The organism is Methanofollis aquaemaris, from assembly GCF_017357525.1.
In the GTDB taxonomy this organism is placed as follows: Archaea; Halobacteriota; Methanomicrobia; order Methanomicrobiales; family Methanofollaceae; genus Methanofollis; species Methanofollis aquaemaris.
In genome coordinates this window covers 2,668,491-2,684,910 of sequence record NZ_CP036172.1, presented here as the reverse complement: position 1 = coordinate 2,684,910, position 16,420 = coordinate 2,668,491, and the positions used below count along the sequence as shown (strand labels likewise).

12 protein-coding genes and 1 other RNA gene are annotated in these 16,420 nt (G+C 61.0%); 5 read left to right on the top strand and 8 right to left on the bottom strand.

The annotated features are described in order from the left end of the window. Window positions 1–721: 721 nt before the first annotated feature. Window positions 722–1,777: a radical SAM protein gene (locus RJ40_RS12725; RefSeq protein ID WP_265581235.1), complete on the bottom strand. Its 1,056-nt coding sequence runs from the start codon at window positions 1,775–1,777 to the stop codon at window positions 722–724. Window positions 1,778–1,868: 91 nt separating this feature from the next. Between RJ40_RS12725 and RJ40_RS12720 the strand changes: the two genes are divergently transcribed. Together RJ40_RS12720 and RJ40_RS12715 are read left to right on the top strand one after the other, a co-directional pair. Further along, window positions 1,869–2,417: a ferredoxin domain-containing protein gene (locus RJ40_RS12720; RefSeq protein WP_265581234.1), complete on the top strand. Its 549-nt coding sequence runs from the start codon at window positions 1,869–1,871 to the stop codon at window positions 2,415–2,417. 9 nt (window positions 2,418–2,426) lie between these two features. Continuing rightward, window positions 2,427–3,506 (top strand): GHMP family kinase ATP-binding protein, encoded by a 1,080-nt coding sequence (locus RJ40_RS12715; RefSeq protein ID WP_265581233.1) that lies wholly within the window; start codon window positions 2,427–2,429, stop codon window positions 3,504–3,506. A 357-nt stretch (window positions 3,507–3,863) separates the two neighbouring features. On the opposite strand, the gene RJ40_RS12710 is transcribed toward RJ40_RS12715, so the two are convergent. From RJ40_RS12710 to RJ40_RS12680, 7 genes are all read right to left on the bottom strand, one after another. Next, window positions 3,864–5,243, bottom strand: coding sequence for a PAS domain S-box protein (locus tag RJ40_RS12710; protein ID WP_265581232.1), 1,380 nt, complete (start codon window positions 5,241–5,243; stop codon window positions 3,864–3,866). A gap of 1,463 nt (window positions 5,244–6,706) precedes the next feature. After that, entirely contained in the window at window positions 6,707–7,228 is a 522-nt protein-coding gene (locus RJ40_RS12705) for a class I SAM-dependent methyltransferase (RefSeq protein ID WP_265581231.1), read from the bottom strand. A gap of 4 nt (window positions 7,229–7,232) precedes the next feature. Then, entirely contained in the window at window positions 7,233–8,561 is a 1,329-nt protein-coding gene (gene gltA, locus RJ40_RS12700; protein WP_265581230.1) for an NADPH-dependent glutamate synthase, read from the bottom strand. After that, on the bottom strand, window positions 8,561–9,415 hold the full coding sequence (locus RJ40_RS12695; protein WP_265581229.1) for a sulfide/dihydroorotate dehydrogenase-like FAD/NAD-binding protein: 855 nt from the start codon (window positions 9,413–9,415) through the stop codon (window positions 8,561–8,563). The genes gltA and RJ40_RS12695 overlap by 1 nt, the downstream gene beginning before the upstream one ends. Window positions 9,416–9,450: 35 nt before the next feature. Next, entirely contained in the window at window positions 9,451–11,097 is a 1,647-nt protein-coding gene (gene arcS / locus RJ40_RS12690) for an archaeosine synthase subunit alpha (protein WP_265581228.1), read from the bottom strand. Next, on the bottom strand, window positions 11,094–12,539 hold the full coding sequence (gene tgtA / locus RJ40_RS12685) for a tRNA guanosine(15) transglycosylase TgtA (RefSeq protein WP_265581227.1): 1,446 nt from the start codon (window positions 12,537–12,539) through the stop codon (window positions 11,094–11,096). The genes arcS and tgtA overlap by 4 nt, the downstream gene beginning before the upstream one ends. After that, complete coding sequence (locus RJ40_RS12680; protein ID WP_265581226.1) at window positions 12,540–13,106, bottom strand: TIGR00296 family protein; 567 nt, start codon at window positions 13,104–13,106, stop codon at window positions 12,540–12,542. It lies immediately after the preceding gene. A gap of 35 nt (window positions 13,107–13,141) precedes the next feature. Between RJ40_RS12680 and rnpB the strand changes: the two genes are divergently transcribed. The 3 genes from rnpB (at window position 13,142) to RJ40_RS12665 (ending at window position 16,306) form a co-directional block, all read left to right on the top strand. Further along, an RNA gene (rnpB, locus tag RJ40_RS12675) (RNase P RNA component) lies at window positions 13,142–13,477 on the top strand. 736 nt (window positions 13,478–14,213) lie between these two features. Further along, window positions 14,214–14,711: a hypothetical protein gene (locus RJ40_RS12670; RefSeq protein ID WP_265581225.1), complete on the top strand. Its 498-nt coding sequence runs from the start codon at window positions 14,214–14,216 to the stop codon at window positions 14,709–14,711. Window positions 14,712–14,725: 14 nt separating this feature from the next. Continuing rightward, window positions 14,726–16,306: a M28 family metallopeptidase gene (locus RJ40_RS12665; protein ID WP_265581224.1), complete on the top strand. Its 1,581-nt coding sequence runs from the start codon at window positions 14,726–14,728 to the stop codon at window positions 16,304–16,306. Window positions 16,307–16,420 lie beyond the last annotated feature (114 nt).

The window sequence follows — 16,420 nt, the reverse complement described above, 5'->3', positions numbered from 1 at the left end:
CTCTCTCCGTGGGGGGTCTCGGGGTGCAACCCCCGGCGCGAGACGACGGTGAAGGTTCTGCGCTGAGGGCGGCCGATCATTCTGAGAGAGTTTCTGTACTTCGTATATCAGGTATAAAGGATCCAGATGATGAGAAATCATCATACAAACCGCCCAGGTTGATCGTCAGGATCATTTTCCATGAAAACCCCATTGAAATCAGAAATAGAATTCAATGGGTAGGTTTTCATTGGTTCAGTATGAGGCTCTTGCCTCATCCTGTTTCATGGTAATCAAACATGAGTCGAGAGCACACCTCATGCATAACACATGAAAATTGTTCAGAGGAGAACTTCTAATCGACTTACTTTCCCTCCAGATCGCACCGGGTGCTCTCTTGAAGATCAGAGATCTTCTCAAACTCGCTGACACTCCCATCCCCCGGCCCCATGGGATGATAGATGATTGGGGGAAGGCAGAACAAAGATCCTGAAGCGACCACGAATAAGCGGTGGACGACATTCCAGTTTTCTAGATCTTTTCTCAGCCGTCGCGGCCAGCTCTTCATCCTGAGGGAACGAGCGTGAGCGAGTTCGAGAAAATCTTTGATTATAACTGTCCGGGGGTTGCGAGCGACAGCGAACACGAGATAAACAAAGTTTTTCGAAGAGCCCCCAGCGCGAGGATCAGGAATGGCGTGGGATTAGAGAGGGCAAAGTCTGAGAGTTTCATCAACCCCCCATCAAAACTCAAAGATCCCGCTCTGCACATCCCCCTCCCCGAAGGTGACATACCGCCCCACCCCTCTCCCCCGCACGCCGCAGGCCCTGAGGTCGCGCTCAGACCTGAGAGGACTCTTCTCCCGTGCGGCGAGCACCCGGCGGGCGTTCTTCGGACCGATGCCGGGCACCCTGAGGAGGTCGGCAAGGGAGGCACGGTTGACGTCCACCCGCGGCCTCTCCCCGGCAAGGAGTCGCTTGGGGTCGGCGTTCTGCAAGAACCCTCCCTCGTCCAGCACCCCGGCCACCTCATCCGTGGAAAAGTGGTAGAGCCTGAGCAGAGCGTCCGCCTGGTAGAGACGGTTCTGCCGCCAGAGGGGGGTGGGATCGTGGGAGGCAAGCGGCGTTCCGGGAAGAGGCCTGAAACCCGAATAATAGATCCTGGCCGGGGCCAGACGCCGGTATTGCCCGGCGATGCAGGCCAGCACCTCGGCGTCGTTCTCGCCGGCCGCCCCGACGACGAGCTGGGTGGTGTGTCGTCCCGGCATGGCGTCGGCGACCCAGGTCTGCCTCTTCTCGATGTCCTGCCGGTAGTCCTTCACCCCGGCGATTTCCGAGAGCCTGGACGCCGAAGGCGCCTCGATGTTGATGGAGATCCGGTCGGCCACCCTGGCGAGATCGGTGATGTCGGCCCGCGCCGCGCCGGGAAGCACCTTGAGATGGAGATATCCGTCGTACCCCCGGCGCCGCAGAATCTCGCCGGTCTCGAGGATCCCCTCCATCGCCTCGTCGACGTCGCGCGGGATACCCGACGAGAGGAAGAGCCCGTCGGCCCGCCCCTCGCGCCACATCCGCAGGAAGAGATCGGCGAGGTCTGCCGGTGAGAGGGAACGATCCTCCCGGCACGTCCGGATCCCGCAGTAGGCACAGTCGTACGCACACCGCCCATGGAGCAGCACCTTCATCATCCGCCTGCACCGGCCCGATGCGACGGGGATCCCCGGCAGAACAGGATCAGGGACACAGCGATCAAAGCGCGCCGCCCTGGTGAGGGCCGCGACCTCTGCGGCACGAGACATTGTTCTCAACTCGGTCCTGAGAGGGAAAAAGATGGACCGGGTGCGGGGTGAAAGTGAAGATTATATCAGATGCTAAGCGAACCTAACCAGTATGACTCCAGAATCTGAAGCCGTCAGGCTCGTCGCCTCGCTGATGGCGCTCTCGGCCAGGACCGCACCCAAGGGGAAGGGCGTCGACACCATCGAGACGGCGGTGCTCGTCGACGCCGACCTGACCAGACTCGCCGACGCAATGCGGGCCTTCGGGGAGGAGCACGACCTCGGGTTCTTCCTGCGGGACGCCAAAAACGTCGAGGCCGCCGACGCCTGTCTTCTCATCGGGTGCCGCGGAGCGGAGACCGCCGCGATCAACTGCGGGGCCTGCGGGTACCTCACCTGCACAGAGATGACCGCGGCACTCCGCGCACCCCGGAGAGGCGGCGCGCCGTTTGCCGGCCCGAACTGTGCGGTCAGGATGACCGACCTCGGGATCGCCGTCGGGTCCGCAGTGAAGACCGCCTCGATCCACAATGTCGACAACCGGGTCCTGTATTCCGGGGGTGTCGGCGCCCGGACTCTCGGCCTTCTGGAGGGGTGCACCGTCGTCTATGCCGTCCCGCTCAAGGCCTCTGGAAAAAATATCTTCTTTGACCGCACATAGGAACATACCATGCCGATGATGAAGATCAGAGGCGGCGACCTCGACCTCGTCGAGTACGAGTTCGAGCCCTTCACCGCGGGCGAGCACCTCCGCCCCCTCCACCTCGACCGCGAGGTTCGGGCGGTGCCGCAGGAAGGCGCCTTCACCGCCCGTGCGCCGGCCAGGATCCACGCGACCGTCCTTGACATGAACCGGTTTGCCCCCGACCGCCCGGGCGGCGGCGGGTTCGGGTACGCGGTCCAGGTCTACTGCACCGCCACGGCGCGGTGCACCGATGGAGAGACCGAGATCGAGTACGAGCGCGCCCCCATCGTCACGCAGGTCATCGAGGCCTTCAAGGAGACGGTGGGCTACGAAGGCGGTTTCTCGGTCAGGGCCCGTGACCACCAGTACAAGCATGTCGGTCTCGGCTCAACCGGGACGGTCCTCACCGCGGTCTGCCATGCGATGAACGCCGCCGTGGGATCACCCCTCACCCCTGAGGAGATCAGGATTCTGGTGGGCAGGAACTTTGTCGAGGAGACAGCCGACGACCAGGTGGCCTTCGGTTTCGAGACCGGGGTCGGCCCGGCGGTGAGCACATACGGCGGGTTTGTGGTGATGGGCGACGACCTCGCCCTTGCTTATCATCACCCCTTCGCCGCAGAGAAGAACGTCTACGTGATCATCCCTGAGAGCGGGATCTCCTCTGCCGGCAAGAGCGAGTTCGACCTCCTGATGAACCGGGCCCGCGACCTCGACTACCGCGACCGCCCGCTCAAGGCCTACATGGTCTTGATGGACCTGATCCCGGCCCTCGAACGGGGCGACCTTGAGAAGGCCGGCGAGGTGATGTGGGAGATCGAGTTCCGCGGCTCCAAGAGGGCCGAGATCGAGCACCACAGTTTTGCCATCTACGCCTATATGAGCAGACTGCGGGAGGCCGGGCTTGAGTTCGTGGGGATGAGTTCGGTCGGCCCCTCGATCGCCGTCGTCACCGGGAAGCCCACGGAAGAAGTGGAGGCGATCGCCGAAGGGCTCGGCCTCACGGTCACCCTCGCCACCACCGTCGACAACGAAGGGTTGAAGGTCTGGAAAGAAGAGGATTAGGGCTCTCCTGAGTTTTGGAGAAGATCGACTCTGGAGCGCTGATAGCGGCGGGCCGAATAGATCAATTTCGCCCGCTTTTTTTCGGGGATGTGCGGTCTCGCACAATCCTCTCAATAAAGGGGGTTCAGGGACCAGCCCCTGAACCCCTCCACAATGGCGATTGGTGGGGGATCGCTCGCCGGCGAATTGGCGAGCAGTTGGAACAATGTGTCGGTTCGATCGTCTCTTCATCAGTGTGCCGTCTTGCACCAATCTTCAAGATCGGGGTGCGGCAGTCCCCACACTCAGGGGCTGCACCCCCCAGTCCCTTCACGATGATGATGGTTGAGAGTCTGAGGAGTTCTCCAGAGCCGAGAATTAGAAGAACCTGATCTGGTCCTGCGGGATGGAGAGGACAAACCTCGCCCCGGTGCCGGGCTTTCCCTCCTCCCGGATCCTGATCCCGGTGACGGTCAGGATCCGGCGCGCGAGGTAGAGCCCAAAACCGGTGTTCTTCCCATACCCGAGGTCGAAGATCCTTTTTTTCTCCCTGTCGGGAACCCCACATCCGTTATCCTCGTACACCACCAGAGATCCCTCCACCCTGAACTTCACCTCGGTCACCCCCTTCCCATGCCGCAGCGAGTTTTCGAGGAGGATATAGAAGACGCGGTCGAAGAGCGTGTCGGCAAGAATCCAGGCACCTCTGGTCTCCGTCCGGATCGTGAGGCTCTGCGCACCGTTCTCAAGAAACGACCGTGCGGAGGCGACGGCGGCATCGAGGCCCTGCCATGTCGGTGCCGCCGTCCCTACCTGCTGGATCTCGCGGGAGAACTCAAGGTGTTTTCTGAGCAACCCGGCCGCATCCGAAGCTTTCCCGAGGCATTTATCGACTTCAGGTTCAGTTGTGGCACCGGCCGCCAGGTCGACCCACCCCGAGAGGGCGGTGAGGATGTTCATCAGTTCGTGGCGGGTGAGACTGGTGACCGTAGTGAGTGCCTCGTTCATATGCTCCAGTTCTTCCTGGGCGGCCCTGATCCCACTGATATCGATCACCACCCCCCGTGTCCCGGTCGCCTTCCCGTCCCTGGTCACGGCGACCGAGTGGACGATCACCGGGACGGTGCTCCCGTCCTTTCTGAGAAAGGTGTACTCGTGGCACTCGGGAACCTTGCCGCCCATCCGGCAGGCTACATTCTGGTAGGCCCACTCCCTGTCAGGGAGAGCAATCAGGTCGTAGGCGTTCAGCCCCCTCTTGAGATCCTCATCGGTAAAACCGAACTCGAGGAGACCATGGCTGTTCACATAGGTGAAGGTGCCGTTCTCGTCGAACTCGAAGAATGTCTGGGGGAAGGCGTCCAGGAAGGCAAAAAGATCCTCGCGCACATCGGGGCGGGGACGGATGGAGAATGCGTTTATTTCAACGAGGCTGACCCAGACGCCCTCTCTGGCAGGAGCAAAGACCGGCAACACCTGGATCCGACGGCCGTCTCTGTCGAGTACGGTGTACAGCGAGGGCGATGAACCCGCACCGCTCACGGTCCCGTCATACTCAGCCACAAACCGTTCCCTCTCAGAGGGGGCAAAGAGATCGGAGAGGTACCGCCCGGTGGTGCGCTCATCCGGACGGCAGAAGACGTTTCGCCCCCTCTGGTTCAGGAACAGAATGATACCCCTTGTATCGGCCAGACAGAGAATCTGCGGGAGTCTATTGGCCTGAGAGGATTCTATTCCGATAAGGGGGGAGTCACGGAGCATCAAAATTCAATGACCCTGAATAATATATATATGTTTCATATTTATCGCGGATATTCATTTTAAATATCAAAATCATTTGTGGCAACAATAAGGAATAATTGGGCGTATTTCGGCCCTGTAGAAACCATCCTCATTTCATCCCTTCAACCCCCCTATGACCGAATCCATCGCCTTCCCTCATTCTTGCACCGGGGGCGCTGCCCCCGGACCCCCGGGATGAAGATAGAGCCGGGAAGGCGCCATTGATGCGCCTGAAGAGGGGGTTGTCGTCCTCGCTCCTATCCTGATGCGGGGGGTCCGGGGGGCGGCCAGCCCCCCGCAAAGATACCCATCCAGAGCATTTCTACAAAGCCCGTATTTCAGATAAAACCCTCCAGGAATTACCCTTCGAGATCCGTTCGGGGATTCATCCTCCGGATCCGACGGATCATAGAGAGGAAAGCGGGGCATATCTGCTCGAATATCTCTTTGTTCCGGGATCTGCCCCGCCGATCCAGAGTTATATCGGTCATTTTTTGCAGCCATGACAGAATATGACCGGTTTATCAAATATCGAAAGATCCATGGACTATATCGGCCCCATACCCACCCGTACAAGAGGGAGAGACATCAGGGGTCAGGACCCTTCGGGAACAGCGTCATACGGCGAGGGAATTCTGTCGGAAATCAGCGCGATTGAGACGAATACTACGGCTTTTTGATCTGCAAAAGGTTGCCAGAATGGCTCTTTAGAATTCAACATGAACCGGGGGCTCAAGCATACGCGGTTGAATATTGTTCTGAGCAGGGTTTCGAACTGTTGAGAGATCCTGGATCCCTCTCTTAGCAACAGGGGGCGAGGAGGGCACCACTCATCCGCCGCCCCTCGGCTATCCTCTGTCCGTGGGGGGTTCCGGGGGGCAAAGCCCCCCGGCGCGAGATTGCGGTGAAGAGTCTACAAGGGGGGCGGCACGTCGGATCACCACGCCTTCCTCCACCCTCACGCCGGGGGCGCGGCCCCCGGACCCCCGGGATTGCGATGGGGGCGGGAAGGCGCATGTGATGATGCTGAAAAGGGGATTACCGTCCTCCTCCCTATCTTCTGCGGGGGGAACGAGGGGCAACCAGCCACCCGGCGGAAGGTCTGCGATCAGAATTTCTGGAATGAAGGGTTTTGATACGGACGAAGATTCATGTTCGGGACACTTTTGGGATATGCTCACAGCCAAAAAAAGTTTAAAAAGTCAGGCCTTGTAGAAAACCTCACTTTTTCTAGGTTTGAGTATGATTCAACCGCCTTCCCCCATGCTCACGCCGGGGGCTCTGCCCCCGGACCCCCGGGATTGCGATAGGGCCGGGAAGGCACTATCAATGACGATGAAGAGAGTATTGCCGTCCCCTGCCTATCTTCGCGCGGGGGGACCGGGGGGCGGCCAGCCCCCCGCAGAGATGACCGTCTTGAGGAATTCTACAGAGCCAAAAAGTCAGGCCTTCTTTTCCACGACGAAGATCGTCATCTTCTCGAGCGGGTGGACGACCGGACAGCCGAAGGCCCGGAGTTCTTCCTCCAGCCAGGCGAGGTCGACGGGTGCGAGGTCGTCTTCGCCATGGAGTTCGGAAAAGCCTACCTCATTGAACTCAGCGACGATAAATCTCTCATACGAGACCCGTGCCAGTTCTGAGAGGACAGCATGCCTCGTCTCAGGTTCCAGATGGTGGAGAGTGCCGAAGCAAACCCCGATATCAAAGGCCTCGTCCCCGTATGGAAGGTCAGCGGCGTCGGCCTCCTCGAAGCTGATCTTCTTCGCGACCCCCTCCTCCTCGGCAAGCCGCTCGGTCTCCCTCAACCGTTCGGTGTCGATATCAATGCTGGTGACGAAACAGTCGTATTCACTGGCGGCGATGAGAGTGAGAGGGCCGGCCCCGATGTCCAGCACCTCTCTGTCCTCGACGCCGGCGAGACGGAGGAGAGTCCTCCGCTCCTCAAGATACCGCCCTTCGATCATCTCTTCACTCCTCTTTCAGTGCCTTATCAATTGCCGCCGCGGCCTTCTTCGCCGAGCCCATCGCCCAGATGACGGTGGCCGCGCCGGTCGCGGCGTCACCGGCGGCATAGACCCGTGCCACCGTCGTCCGCCCGTCCTCGTCCACGACCAGGTTGCCCCGGCGCTCGCGTTCAAGCCCGGGGATCATCGAGACCAGGAGCGGGTTTGGCCCCTGCCCGATGGCCTCGATGAAGACGTCGGCCTCGAGGGTGAACTCGCTCCCCTCGATGCAGGTCGGCTTCGGCCGTCCGCTCGCGTCGACCTCGCACATCTCCATCCTGACACACTCTACGCCTTCCACGGCCGTCTCGCCGACGACCCGCACCGGGTTGGCGCAGCAGAGGAACTCCACGCCCTCCTCGTGGGCATTCTTCACCTCGACCGCACGGGCCGGGAGGTCTTCCTCGCGCCGGCGGTAAACCAGCGTCACCGCCGCGCCGAGCCGCCTGGCCACGCGTGCGGCATCCATCGCTACATTCCCGCCGCCGACCACGACGACCTTGCAGCCGCGCTTGACGGGCGTGTCGAATTCAGGGAAGCAGTTGGCATGCATCAGGTTGACGCGGGTCAGGAACTCGTTGGCCGAGTAGACCCCATTGAGGTTCTCGCCTTCCATCCCCATAAAGTACGGCAGTCCCGCACCGGTCCCGAGGAAAACAGCGTCATAGCCGAGGAGTTCCTCGACCGGGACGCTCCGCCCGACGAGGTGGTTGAGCCTGACCTCCACGCCGAGGGCCTTCACCTGCTCAATCTCGGCCTTCACGATCGCCTTGGGGAGCCTGAACTCAGGGATCCCGTAGGTGAGCACGCCGCCGGCCTCGTGGAGCGACTCAAAGACCGTGACCTTATGCCCGAAACGGGCCAGTTCGGCCGCGGCGGTCAGTCCGGCCGGGCCTGAACCCACGACCGCGACCCGCTTGCCGGTCGGTTCCGCGACCGCCGGGAGCTTTGTGCCGTGCTCGCGTTCCCGGTCGGCGACGTACCGCTCCAGGGCGCCGATGGCCACCGGCTTCTCCTTCTTTGCGAGGATACACTCGCCCTCGCACTGGGACTCCTGCGGGCAGACCCGGCCGCAGATCGCCGGGAGCATGTTGTCGGCCTTGATGACCGCTGCCGCGCCCTCGAAGTCCTTCTCTGCCACCTTCTGGATGAAGGCCGGGATATCGATCCCGACCGGGCACCCTTTCACGCAGTGCGGGATGACGCAGTTCATGCACCGGAGGGCCTCAAGGACGGCGTTCTCCTCGGAGAGCCCCTTGTTGACCTCTTTGAAGTCCTTCATCTCTTCAGCCATCAGTGCTTCCCCCCACAGCACCCGCAGCCGCCATGATGGTCATGGTGGTGGAAGTGCTCACGCGCTTCCTTCTCCTCGTCGACGTACATCCGCTGCCTCTGCATCAGGCTGTCGAAGTCGACCTGGTGGGCGTCGAACTCAGGGCCGTCGACGCAGGCGAACTTCGTCTCGCCGCCGACCGTGACCCGGCACGAGCCGCACATCCCGGTCCCGTCGACCATGATCGGGTTGAGAGAGACGAAGGTCTTGACCTTGTACGGTATGGTCACCCGCGAGGTCACCTTCATCATGATGGCCGGGCCGACGATCCAGACACAACCGATCGTCCGCTCCTTGAGAAGGTCTTCCAGGACCGTGCTCGCAAACCCGTGGACGCCCTTGCTCCCGTCGTCGGTCGTGATGAAGAGTTCGTCGCAGACCTCTTCCATCTCGTCTTCAAGGATGAGAAGATCTTTGTTCCTCGCCCCGATGATTCCGATGACATGGTTGCCGGCCTCTTTGGCCTCGCGGGCGATGATCGGGGTGCTCGCGATCCCGACGCCCCCGCCGATGACGACAACGGTGCCGTAGTTCTTGATCTCGCTCGGCGTGCCGAGCGGGCCGACGATGTCGGCAAGGACGTCGCCTTTCTTTTTGGTCGCAAGCAGTTCGGTGGTCTTGCCGACTGCCATATAGATGACTCTGACCGAATCGCCCTTCGTCGCCGAGATGGTAAGCGGGATCCGCTCGCCGGTCTCGTCGACCCTGATAATCAGAAACTGCCCGGCCCGGGCGTGGCGCGCCACCTGCGGCGCGTTGACCCAGATCTGGTACACATTCTCTGAGAGCTGCGTAGCCTCCTCAACCTGATACAAACTCTACCACTCCAGTTGCACAGTGCACTGTTCCTTTACGATTCGCTTTTCAAGGACTTTACTTTACGCACCTTGACCGCCACGCCGCGGCGTGCCCCGACCATCTCGGCCGCGCCCATCGCCGCCCGACCAGTCGCCATCGCCGAGGGGCCGACGACCAGCACCTCGTCGCCTGCCCGGATCCTGGGGTCGGCGCCGGTCACGCCCGGAGCGAGGACGTCGCCGCGCGGGACGAAGTCGTCGATCTCGACGCGGTAGCCATGGAGATGCTCCCAGCCGTTCAAAGTCGGTTTGTACAGTCCGGTCTCGGGGTCGATGTTGAAGAGGATGGTCTTGCCCTTGAAGACTGCACGCCGCCAGGGTTTGCCCTTCACCTGCATCCCCTTCGTCTCGACCTGCTCGCCGAACTGCCAGGCAAGCATCCCGGCGACCGGGGTGCTCCGCTTCTTCCATCCTCCGGCGAGCGCCTCGTCGAGGGCCGCCAGCGAGGCAGGCGCGGTCGGGCGGCCAGCGACGACGGTCTCCTCGAGTTCGATCCCGCAGGCCGCCGCGGCGGTCCTCGCGACCTCCAGTGCCCCACCCTCCAGGTGGGCGATGACCCGCTGGTACGGGTGGGCCTTGAGATAGTCGGTGAGGAACCCGGCGAGGAGTCCGCACTCCTCGCGGTCCCAGTACCCGGTGACCGGGACGTCGTAGTGACCGGCCGGGTAGACCCCTTCGAGTTCTCGCGGCACGACGCCGAGCGGCGAGGTGATGATCACCTCATGGGCCCGGCCGTCGATGGTGCGCACGAACTTCTGGTGGCTCTGCGAGGTGGAGTACGGCTTCCTAGCGGAGCACGGGAGGAGGACGGCGACGTCGTCTCTCGGCGGGACATAGCGCTCCACGACCCGCGCCGCAAACCGTTTCACCTCGGCCCGCTCCATCGACTCGCCGGCATTGGCCAGCAGCCGGCAGGGGCGCGCCGCGGGTGCGGCGGCCTCGGCCATCGTGTATTCCTGGTCGATGAGCCGCAGGGCGGTCACCTGGTTCGCGTCCAGTCTGCACCGCATCTCCACCAGTTCGCGGAGTTGTTCCTTCCCGATGAACTGCCTGGCGGTCGCACAGGCCGAGAGGAGGGCGAGACGGTTGTGGAGCCCGAGGTCTCCTGCCTCGCACCCGGCACACCGGCACGTCCCCTCTTCCACCTCGGCCACCGGGATCTCACCCTCCGGGGTGCAGAAGAGCCCGCGCGCGGTCATGAGGTCGACCCCGACAAAGTCAAAGAGGTCAAAACCGGTGTAGACCAGGAAGGGGACGTTCGAGGGCAGGGCCGCCGCCGGAGCGTACCAGGCGGCGTCGGGGGGCACAGCCCCCCTGAGGGCCGCAAGGGTGGCGACATAGTCCCTGGGACGTTCGAGGAGCGTCTGCCAGTTGGCGACGAGGGCGCAGCCCCCCGCCGCGGCCTCCCCCCTGAGGGGCTGGACGATCCGCACCTCTTCCTCCTCTGGCTGGACAAGGTATTCGTCCACGAACGCCTGGTCCGCGGTGAGGGGGACGTTGGTGTGGGTCATCGCCGCAAGGGAGGGATAGACCTCCTCGAGGTCGAGGGCCGTCGGTGTCTGGTGGACTTTCTCGCCGACGGTGAACGTCCCGGCCCGCGCCATCCCGTCCCTGTTCTTCACCTCGAAGAACGCCTTCATTCCAGCACCTCCAGGTCTGGGAGGGCCTGCCGCACGAAGGCCGCCCATCCGGACGGTGCGAGGACAACCACCCTGCTCTCAGGATGGGTCTCGGCAAGCCGCGCAATTCCCTGGCACCCGGCCCGCATCATCGCCTCGTCCCAGGCCGGGATCTCGGACTGGCCGATCGGGAAGGTCTCGGCAAGACCGGTCGGGAACGGCCCGAAGGGAGGCTTGAAGGAGAGGACGTCGTCGTAATCCTCCATGCTCTCGCCGGTCATGGTGACGAGCACCCGCTCCCCGAGCGTGAAGCGCTCGATCATGTCGTGGTACCTGACCACCTCGGTCCGCCGGCAACTCTCTGTGCCCTGGTAGAAGAACCGCCGCTTGGAGACCCGGTCCTGCCGTTCGAGTTCCTCGGCATGGCGGAGGAGCTCGCGGTAGCCTTCCAGGAGACGCGGGTGGCTCCGGCACCGCAGGTCGAGGAGTTCCCAGAGGGTGCCGTCGGTGATCGCCTGCCTGATCCTGGCGATCTCGGCGAGGGTGACATAGAGGTTATGGAGCGCGAGGAGCCGTTCTCTCTCCGGGCTCTTCTTCAGTTCCTCGGCGGTGTGGTTCCGACAGACCTCGCAGGGGCAGGCGAGTTCTGAGAGTTCGTCGATCTTCAGGCTCCCATAGGTGGTGAGGTACCGGCCGTCCTTGGCAAAGAGGGCGTAGGCGGCCGAGTCGAAGATGTCGCAGCCCATCGCCGCACCCAGGGCGAGCATGGACGGGTGGCCGGCCCCGAAGAGGTGGACGCAGGTCGAGGGCGAGAGGCCGCGTTTGGCGGCCAGGACGACGTCGACCAGATCCTTGTACCGGTAGTTCTCCATCAGCGGGACGACTGCCCCTATGGGGCAGAAGTCGAAGCCGATCTCCTGCACGCTCCTGGCCGCGTACTCACGCAGGTCAGGGAAGAGTGCCCCCTGGACCGGCCCGGCGAGTTGGGCGTCGGGGCCGAGGAACTCGCGGGCTTCCCTGATCCGGTCGATGGTGACGGCAAGTTCTTCCTCGACCTGTTCACGCGGGGTGTCCGGGGTGATCGGGATGTCGAGGGGTACGATGATGTCGGACCCGATCTCCTGCTGGAAGGTGATCGTCTCGATGTTGGTGATCTCCACCTCGCCGTAGACCATCAACTGGAAGGAGCCCGAGTCGGTCATGATCACGCCGTCGAAGTCGAGGACTTTATGGAGGCCTTCGGTGAGGGCCCGGTCCCGGTACTCGCTGCTCTTGGAGAAGATGTAGGCGTTGGTGATGATCGCCTCGACGCCCATCTCCTGCATCTCCCGCGGGGTGACGAGCGGGAGGTGCGGGTTGACGACCGGGAGGAGGGCAGGTGTCCGTATGGTCTTATCGCCGACCTTGAGCCGCCCGTTCCTGGCGGCGATATCTTTTTGCAGGATCTCAAAACTGATTCCCATTTACTCTACCTCCTCGGTGAAGATCTGGCCTTCGAAGACGGCGACCTCGAACTCGTCCCGTCGCCAGCACCCCTGCGGGAGCCCGGCCTTGAGACAGGTGTGGTCCAGGAACTCTTCTGTGTTCCACTCATATTCGGTTGCGACCTGCGGAAGGAGGAGCCCGCTGTGGCCCCGTCCGCTGACGACCAGTCCGTGCCTGCCGACCTCGACGTGCCCGGCCCGCTCGGCCGCCGGGCCGGTGAGCGGTTCAGGGACCGAGAGCACGGTCACCTCCACCCTGATCCCGGCCAGTTCCCCGGTGCGGACCGCGGGAAAACGCGGGTCTTCGAGGGCGGCCGAGAGGGCGGCATGCACGATCCCTTCGGCGAGGGGCATCACCGGGTATGGGAGGCCGATGCACCCGCGCAGGCTTCCTCCCGCGGTGAGGGTGACAAAGACCCCTCGCTTCTCTGAGAATGCCGGGGGAAGGTCGGGCATGGTAAACGCTTCGCCCCTGAGATTTTTTTCGAGGGCGGCGCGTGCGATCCGGACCGCAGTTCTGCCCTCTTCACTGGTCAGCGCAAACATTAGCAATATATTCAGGGCGTTCCATATATTAAGAGGAGAGGGAGAGTGCGGCCGACGGTGGCTTGAGAGCTGCTGAGGAAAGTCCCCCCACCAACCAGGCACGCAGCCGCATGCAAGTGCGGGTGGCGAGAGTCATGGCAATGACACAGAAACGACACGCCCTGCCGCCAGTGATGATGCGGCCGAGCCTTCGGGCGAGAAGCGCACTCCGGTGCGTGAGTTAACCCGTTGAACGTAACGGCAGGAAACGCTGAAACGGTGAATCCCTGCGGGTGCAAGCCAGAACAGGACATATGGGCGCCTGGGCCTGTCCGGGTATGGCGCTAAGTCGAATGCCGCAATGAACAGAAGGGGGCTTACTCCTCCGACTCCATTATTCTTGGTTCGGTTTTCTTGATTTTCTGTTTTCAGTCTGTGAGCGAAAGGCATGCCTCAGATATACTGCATGATAACTGTTCTGAGCGGATCTTCTGCATAGAGGGCTCAGAAGGAGCCCTCCCCGTTCCCCCGCGATCATGAGCCGCCGGCCTTTCCTCATCAAACGCGCCCGGGGCACCTTCGAAACACTCCGTGTTTCTCAAGTTCGTTATCGCTCGCAGCCCCGGGACGCCGGGGATGGCGATGGAGAGGCAGAGGAAAAGATCCTGAAGATGGTGGTGCCGTCCCTGGTTCTATTCTGACGCGAGGTGCGAAATGAGCGAACTTGAGAAGACCCGCAGGTCTTCGACTCTCCCTCCTGCCTGGAAAATATCGTTCAATCTGGAAGATGTTCACCGAATATGATATGACCACGACTGGAATCATACACGATCATGAGTGATTCACGGCACCCCCGCGACATGGGTGTTGTTCGGTCACAAAATTATGGAGGTTCATTGCATCCAGAAAGAGGCTCTCATCTTTTCGACGATGCATAGAATCGACACACAATCGGTATATATCTCCGTAGATATATTTGGGGTTGTGGACACCTTAACCGGTGTCCCGCCGGGGCCGGAGAACTTAACACGAGTACTTCCCGGCCCCAACAAATCGCCCGAAGGCTATGGTGCTGTAGGTCATCATCCTTGATAGCCATTGCGGTGCCGCGCCTTCGGGAGGAGAAAAGTGAGAAAAATGGAGAGAAAAAGCAAAAGCGCGCTCGCTGTTTTCGCAGGACTTCTCCTTGTCGGGATGTTCCTGGTTCCTGCAGTGAGTGCCGAGAGCGAACAGACTGACTCTATTGGAGTTAAGTCTGTGGAAATACTCGATGCTGGAGAATTAATCGTTGACGAAACTGGTGGTATGACCTGTGTCGCAGATGCAAAATCATTCAATGCCAGATATGTCCGTGGTCTTACATACAAAATCAAAGTCAACTGTGAGTATATTGAGACTGGTGATGAGTGGTTGCAGACTGCCAGATTCTTCTTGAAAGATTCAGGCGGAAGAGTACTCGACTCGAAAGAAATTTTAGACACGCCAGGCGGTGACGAGAGTTGGAGAGGAACGCTTGAGTATACGTTCAGGCCAAATAGCGCTAATGACGTGTTTAACTTTGAGATTTCTTGTAGTGGGGGATCTGAATCAGCAAGTGATGTAATTGACATTATATTTCACGAGTGATCGGAGATGCCTAGATGAAACAAAAATTTCCCCTCTTTTTTGGTTTATCTCGTGAAAAAACATTAATCCCCACAAAGGGGCTCTATTTTGTCTTTGCTCTATTCATTCTTCTCGTCCCTGCGTCCTCTGCCTTCACCGCGGACACCGACGAGATCGAGACTGTCACCCGCGACCTTTGCAACCTTTCACGGTTCACGGGGAGCGAGGAAGAAGCGACCGAGTATATCAGTGAAAAAATGTGCGAACGCGGGCTTGCGGTGACGGTCGAGTCCTTCGAGGTGCCGGTCGAGACCTCTCTTAAAGTAGGAAAAGATTCTGAAGAACAACCGGTGCTCATCGGCTCCAATGTGATCGGGGTGAAGGAAGGGAAGAGCAACCGGACCGTGATCGTCTGCGCTCACTACGATACCGCCGCCCCCGAACACCCTGGCGAGGAGTACCCAGGTGCCGACGACAACGCCGCCGGCGTCGCTTCAATGCTGGAGGTCGCCCGTCTCCTCCAGGACGAGGACCTGGACCGGACTCTCTGTTTCATCGCCTTCTCTGGTGAGGATGTGGGGTTGTTCGGGAGCAAAAAGTGGCTGGACGCGCACGAAGATTGCCACGACGAGATCATCGCCGCCATCAACCTCGACTGCGTGGCATATGGCGATTCTCTCAGGGCCGTCGCTCTCCCCCAGCACCGCTGGCTCTATGAGTGGCTTCCTGAGAGTGGAAGTATCAGTTATGATCGCGCCGCCGGGGTGGCGATGGGGGACGAGTTCAGGTTTCAGGAACATCACCTCCCGGTGATCAGGTTGATCGACAACGGAGATCATGTCACGATCTGGGATACGCCGGACGACCGCCCTGAGAGACTCAACTACACTCTCGCCGCAGAGTGTGCCGGGGCGGTGGCCGGGGGCATCGCATGGGTGGAGGGCACCGGCGACCTGACGCCCCCCGAATGTGTGGCCCGGGTGGAGAATGGGACCATCTACTACGATTCTTCTGAAGACCTCACCTACGAGGTGATCGTGAACGACCAGAACCTGGGTACCTATCCATCGGGTGCAGTCTCCCTGCCTCACGGTACCCACGAGGTGGACGTCGTCGGCTATGACCCCGCCGGTAACCGACAGAGGATACACCTCACCGCAGAAGGGGGAGATCTCGATCTCCCGGTCGCGGCAAACAACAGCGTAGGGATCGCCATCCCTGGCAAACGCTCGCAGGAGGTTATTGAGACCTCTGGCCTGCAAAAATGGCTTGCCGGCATTCGTTCTCTTGCCTATACGATCAAGAGGCCCAAAGAGGTGGCTGAGGTCACCGGTTTCATCGACGGGATCAGGATTGCAGAACTGCCTTCAGAGAACTCCCTTCTCCTCACGCCAGGCAATCACACCTACTTGATCGTGGCGTACGGGGAGGACGGCGAGGTCGTCGGGAGCGATGAGACAACTTTTATCGAAAGATCACGGAGAGAGTCGTTCTGTTTTCCCCCGGAGAACAACCCCTTCTATGAGCCGGAAGGCCAGCCTGTTATGATGGTCGTGGCCGGCGTCGTGCTCGTCCTTGCTCTTGTTGTGGTGTACAGGAAGAGGCGGCGCCACTGACATTCTTCCGAAGAGGAGATGAGGACGAACCGGAGGATTGTGCCGGTCCCTCTTCGACTTCTCATTCATGATTTATCTGTTCACTCGGACACCACAACATAAACAACCATTTCA